Below are 5,913 nucleotides of genomic sequence, written 5' to 3'. Positions count from 1 at the left end.
TTTTCCTATGTGCTGATATTGCGGGTTGAAAAGCGCTACTTTTTTGGGGCCTTTGGGGGGGCCTTGGCTACGGGCTGTTTACGCATTGCGCTGCCGGGGGGCTGCGTGGGCGTGACGAATTTTTCGAACCCGACCGACGCGCCCAAATTGTAAGCGACCGGGGTGATCGCGATCGGCGCGGTGCGGCCCGCTGCCAACGCCGACGTGCGCGCGGCGCTCGATGCGTCGTCGCGGGCGCGAATCACCACGGTGATCGCGCGGTTCTTGCGGCTGTCATCGGTAATCGCCGGGGTAAAGCTGAAGCTGCGGCGCTGTTCGGCCGACATTTTGGCGTAGCGCGCGATCAGGCGCGGATCGCCCGATGCCGGGGTGAACTGACCCAGCAGCGTCTCGGACAAAGCAGTATCGCGAATGCGCTCCGAGCGCGACATCGCGGCGAGCGCTGGCGGCAAGGCAAGCGAAACCACCGCCAAAGCGGTGAGACTGCCCTTCCAAAAATGCCGCGGTTTCCGCGTCATAACCCTGCGACTCCAACCCCAAGTGATTCAGGAGATAGGCTTCCTGTGACGATTTTGCCAGTGAATCCCAGCAAATTATTACAGCAGAACCGCTTTTCGGTAAAAATGTTGCGCGATCACCACAGTCGTCCCCGAATCTGACCAGAATCTGAACCGCGGCAGCGGCGAAATTGCCGCGCTTGCGGGGCGGCGGCAAGGGCGATAGAGACGCTGGCAATCTCGTTCTGCGCCGAGCGGATCCTGTGATCCGGCAGCGCCCAAAAAGATAAGGTGTATCGGCATGTCCCAGCTTTCCGTCCTTGCTTCGCGCGGTCGCCGTCCGGTCGCGTTCGCGCTGCTCGGGCTCGCGGCGCTTGGCCTTTCGGCCTGCGCCAGCAAAGACCGGCCGCGCGCCGACCTCGCCGCCAGCCAGGTCACGACGATCGGCGTGAACAGCTATTTGTGGCGCGCTTCGCTCGATGCCCTGTCGTTCATGCCGCTGCTTCAGGCCGATTCGTCGGGCGGGGTGATCATCACCGACTGGTATGCAAACCCCGGCAACCCCGGCGAGCGGATGAAGGTGACGGTGTCGATCCTCGACCGCGATCTGCGCGCCGACGCGCTCCGCGTCGCCGCCTCGCGCCAGGTCGCGCAGGGCGCCGCTTGGGTCGACGCTCCGGTGCAGGCGGCAACGGTGCAAAAGCTTGAGGAAATCATCCTTACCCGCGCCCGCGACCTGCGCCGCAGCGCCTTCAAGGACTAATCCGGCGGTGCGGGTTCGCGCCGACACACAGACAAACGGGGTAACCGACGAATGACCCGCGAACCGCGCTTTGGCGCTCTCGCCGCCGACGCCCGCTGGCAAGCGGCGTGGGAGGCGGCGAACAGCTTTGCCACGACCGACTCCAAGAACTTGGATGGGGCCGACAAGCCCAAGGCCTATATCCTTGAGATGTTCCCTTATCCGTCAGGGCGCATCCACATGGGGCATGTCCGCAATTACGCGATGGGCGACGTGCTAGCGCGGTTCAAAAAGATGACCGGGCACGACGTCCTCCACCCGATGGGCTGGGACGCGTTCGGGATGCCGGCCGAAAATGCCGCGATGGAAAAGGGCGTTCACCCCGGCGGCTGGACGCGCGACAATATCGCCGCGATGCGCGGCCAGCTGAAACGCCTCGGCCTTGCGATCGACTGGAGCCGCGAACTCGCGACCTGCGATCCCGATTATTATGGGCAGGAACAGGCGCTGTTCCTCGACCTGTTCGCCGCGGGGCTGGTGACGCGCAAGGAAAGCTACGTCAATTGGGATCCGGTCGACATGACCGTGCTGGCCAACGAACAGGTGATCGACGGCCGCGGCTGGCGCTCGGGCGCACTCGTCGAGAAGAAAAAGCTGTCGCAGTGGTTCCTCAGGATCACCGACTTTGCCGACGAATTGCTCGAAGGCCTGGGCGGCCTCGACAGCTGGCCCGACAAGGTCCGGCTGATGCAGGAAAACTGGATCGGCAAGTCGCAGGGGCTAGAGTTTTCGTTCAAGCTCGTCGGCGGCGCCGCCGGTTTCGACGTTTTCACGACGCGCCCTGACACGCTCTACGGCGCCAGCTTCGCCGCGATTTCGCCCGACCATCCGCTCGCCGAGCGCCTCGCCGCCGACGCACCCGAGCTTGCCGAATTCATCGCCGAATGCCGCCGTCAAGGCACGTCGGCCGAACAGCTGGAGACCGGCGAGAAGCTCGGCTTTGACACCGGCCTGACCGTCGAGCATCCGCTCGATCCGGCGCTGCACCTGCCCGTCTGGGTCGTGAACTATGTGCTGATGGACTATGGCACTGGCGCGATCTTCGGCTGCCCGGCGCACGACCAGCGCGACCTCGACTTTGCGCGCAAATATGAACTGCCCGTCCACCGCGTGATCGCCGATGGCGACGAGACCGCGCAGCATTTCACCGGTGACGAGGCCTATACCGGCCCCGGCAAGCTGGTGAACAGCCGCTTCCTCGACGGGATGACGATCGACGAGGCGAAGGCTGCGATCGTGTCGCGCGCCGAGCATGAAGGGTGGGGCAAGGGCACCACTGTGTGGCGCCTGCGCGACTGGGGCGTCTCGCGCCAGCGTTATTGGGGTACGCCGATCCCGTTCATTCACTGCCACGCCTGCGGCACGGTGCCGGTCCCGAAGGACCAGCTCCCCGTCGTCCTGCCCCTCGATGTCGATTTCTCGATCCCCGGCAACCCGCTCGATCGTCACCCGACGTGGAAGCATGTCCGCTGCCCAGTATGCAGCGGCGATGCGGTGCGCGAAACTGACACGCTCGACACCTTTGTCGATTCGTCCTGGTATTTCCTGCGCTTCGCCAGTGCGCCGAGCGACCGGCCGTTCGATCCCGACGTCATCCGCCGCTGGCTGCCCGTCGACCAGTATATCGGCGGCGTCGAACATGCGATACTTCACCTGCTTTACGCGCGCTTCTGGACGCGCGCGCTCAATAAGATGGGGATGATCGACATCGTCGAACCCTTCGCCAGCCTGTTCACGCAGGGGATGGTGACGCACGAGACCTATAGCCGCGAGCAGGGCGAAGGCCTGCCGCCGCTCTATTTTACCCCCGACGAGATCGAGCGCAGCGCCGACGGCGCGACGCTCACCGCCGATGGCGCTCCGGTGCAGGTCGGCCGTGTGATCAAGATGTCGAAGTCGAAGAAGAATGTCGTCGATCCCGACGCGATCCTCGACCAATATGGCGCCGACGCGGCGCGGTGGTTCATGCTGTCCGACAGCCCGCCCGAGCGCGACCTGCCGTGGAGCGAGGCGGGGATCGAGGGTGCGTGGCGTTTCGTCCAGCGCCTGTGGCGCCTGTTCGGCGAGACCGAAAATGTCAGTGATGGCGGCGAAGACAAAGCGCTGGCGCGCAAGCTGCATCAGGCGATCGCCGGAGTCGGGAGCGACATTGAAGCGCTCGGCTTCAACAAGGCGGTCGCCAAAATCCATGCGCTCGCCAACGACATCGAAAAGGCGAAACCGTCGGCGACCCGCGCCGAAGCGTGCCTGACGCTGATCCGTCTCGTCGCGCCAATGATGCCGCATCTCGCCGAAGAGGCGTGGGCGGCGCTTCCGGCGCAGCTGCGCGCGACCACCCTCGTCGCCGACGCCGCATGGCCGACTGCCGACCCGGCGCTGCTTGTCGATGACGAGGTGACGATCGCGATCCAGATGGCGGGTAAGCTGCGCGATACGATGACGCTCGCCAAAGGTCTCGACAAGGACGCGATCGAGGCCGCAGCGCTTGCGCGCCCGCGCATCGCCGAACTGCTCGGAGGGGCCACCCCGAAGAAGGTGATTGTGGTCCCCGACCGGCTGGTGAACATTGTTCCCTGACAAGCAGGTCTTGGAACCTATGGCCCCCTATTTCGGTTCGCGTCGAGCGAAGTCAGATGCGTCTGGCGCAGCGTTAGCGTGTGTCGACTTAGCTCGACACGAACGGGGATAAAAGGCATGGATGATCGAGATGCGTAGCCTGTTCACCTCTTCGCTCGTCGCCGCCTCGCTGCTTGTCGGCGGCTGCGGGCTGCGTCCGCTTTACGCGAACGGCAGCCGCGGCGCGGTGGCGACGGTGCTCGCCGATGTCGATGTTGCGCCGATCGAGGGGCATAGCGGCTGGCTCGTCCGCAACGCGCTGCGCGACCGGTTGCAGGCGACGCAGGGCGGACAGGGCGCGGGCAAGCGGCTGCGGCTCAACGTGCGGCTCGAAGATTCGATCACCGGCTTTGGCGTCCGCGCCGATGATGCGGTGACGCGCGAACGCCGCACCTTGCGCGCGCGGTACCAGCTTGTCGACGCCGCGTCGGGCGAAGTATTGCTCGACGCGACCGCGGCACAAGATGCCGGGATCGACGTCGTCGGCAGCGAATATGCGACGATCGCCGCCGAATCGTCGGCGCTCGAACGGCTCGCCTCGGGAATTTCGGACCAGATCGTCACGCGGCTGGCGGTATTCGCCGATCGTGGCGGCGGCCGGACCGCGACCCAGGCGCCAGCGGCGACGCCTGCGCCGACTCCGTAACCGGCGATGAAGACGGTCAAGCCCGCCGACCTCGAACGCCAGTCGCGCCTCGACCCCGCGCTCCGCTTCACCCTGCTGACCGGTCCCGATGAGGCGACGATGGCCGCGGTTGCGAATTATTTGGTCGGGCTCGCGGGCAAGGAGGCCGAGCGGCTCGACCTGTCGGGATCGCAGCTCGCGCAGGATCCCTCGGTGCTCGCCGCCGAAGCCGCGTCGATGTCGCTGTTTTCACCGGCGCGGATCATCCGCCTCGAACTCACCGGCAGCGGCGACGACAGCGTCCCCGCGGTCGAGGCGCTGCTCGCCGCCGACACCGTCATCAACCCGGTGATCGCGACCGGCGCGTCGGTCACCGCCAAGTCGAAACTGGTCAAGCTGGTCGAAGGGTCGAACCATGCCGTCGCCGCGATCTGTTACCAGCCCGACCGCCGCGCGCTGGTCGGCATCGCGATGAGCGCCGCCGAAGAACAGGGGCTGCGGCTCGCCAATGCCGAGGCGCAGCTGCTGATCGACCTGGTGTCGGGCGATCAGGCGCTGATGCGGCGCGAGATCGAGAAGATGGCGCTGTATCTTGACGCCGCCGCCGATCGCCAGCGCCAGGTCACCGCCGCCGACATCGCCGCGCTGGGCGCCGCGACGCATGAGGAAGACGTCAGCGAGTGCATCAATGTCGCGCTGGGCGGCAAGGTGCACGAAATGCCTGCGATGCTGGCGAAGGCGACGGCGGTCGGCGTCGCCGAAATCCGCATCATCCGCGCGCTGGCAATCCGCGCGCTGGCGCTCGCGCGGTTGCGCGCCGAGGTCGATGCCGGGGCGCATCCGGCAACCGTCGTCGCAGCGCGCACCAGCGGCATTTTCTGGAAAGAACGCGATGCGGTGACCGCGCAGCTGCGCATCTGGGATTCGGTGCGCGTCGCGCGGCTGATGAGCCGCCTGATCGATTGCGAACGCGCGCTCAAATCATCGGGCACACCGGGCGGGGTGCTGTTCCGCAAGCTGATGACCGACATCGCGCATCAGGCGGCGCGCGCGCGGTAGCGCCAAAGGAAAGGGCCTGACGCAACAGTGCCCGGCTGCGGCAGGCCCTCCCTACGCCCTACCCGCATGGGGGAGGGCAAGAGGTCGGATCAGAACTGGCCGCGCAGCGTCACACCATAGGTGCTCGGTGCCGTAGCGGAATTGGCATGAGAGCGCGGCATTTTGGCCACAGCTGTCAGAGGTGACAGGTTGACTCCGGCGGCAGTGCCGGGGGCAAAAAAAGAGGGCGGGGCCGCTGGGCCCGCCCGCAATATTATAATGTTCGCTAGCGGTTTTAATTTTACGCGCAGCGTCCCGCCGTAGGTCCTCGGTGT

At 65.9% G+C, this 5,913-nt stretch carries 5 protein-coding genes; 4 read left to right on the top strand and 1 reads right to left on the bottom strand.

The genetic code is table 11. The annotated features are described in order from the left end of the window. Nucleotides 1-35: 35 nt before the first annotated feature. Nucleotides 36-518 (bottom strand): hypothetical protein, encoded by a 483-nt coding sequence (locus K0M74_RS04555; RefSeq protein ID WP_293968543.1) that lies wholly within the window; start codon nucleotides 516-518, stop codon nucleotides 36-38. Nucleotides 519-798: 280 nt separating this feature from the next. On the opposite strand from K0M74_RS04555, the gene K0M74_RS04550 reads away from it, so the two are divergent. The 4 genes from K0M74_RS04550 (at nucleotide 799) to holA (ending at nucleotide 5,599) form a co-directional block, all read left to right on the top strand. Further along, nucleotides 799-1,260: a DUF3576 domain-containing protein gene (locus K0M74_RS04550; RefSeq protein WP_293968541.1), complete on the top strand. Its 462-nt coding sequence runs from the start codon at nucleotides 799-801 to the stop codon at nucleotides 1,258-1,260. 51 nt (nucleotides 1,261-1,311) lie between these two features. Further along, the gene (gene leuS / locus K0M74_RS04545; RefSeq protein ID WP_293968539.1) at nucleotides 1,312-3,876 is read left to right on the top strand and encodes a leucine--tRNA ligase; all 2,565 of its coding nucleotides are present in this window, start codon (nucleotides 1,312-1,314) and stop codon (nucleotides 3,874-3,876) included. A 130-nt stretch (nucleotides 3,877-4,006) separates the two neighbouring features. Further along, nucleotides 4,007-4,561 carry an LPS assembly lipoprotein LptE gene (lptE, locus tag K0M74_RS04540; protein ID WP_293968545.1) on the top strand — a complete coding sequence of 185 codons (555 nt, stop codon included), beginning with the start codon at nucleotides 4,007-4,009 and terminating at the stop codon, nucleotides 4,559-4,561. A gap of 6 nt (nucleotides 4,562-4,567) precedes the next feature. Next, on the top strand, nucleotides 4,568-5,599 hold the full coding sequence (holA, locus tag K0M74_RS04535; RefSeq protein WP_293968537.1) for a DNA polymerase III subunit delta: 1,032 nt from the start codon (nucleotides 4,568-4,570) through the stop codon (nucleotides 5,597-5,599). The last annotated feature ends 314 nt before the right edge of the window (nucleotides 5,600-5,913 follow it).

Origin of the sequence: Sphingopyxis sp., assembly GCF_019459305.1 — a bacterium.
Lineage (GTDB): Bacteria > Pseudomonadota > Alphaproteobacteria > Sphingomonadales > Sphingomonadaceae > Sphingopyxis.
Note: the sequence above shows the minus strand (reverse complement) of the source record. Positions and strands in the feature narration are given on the sequence as shown.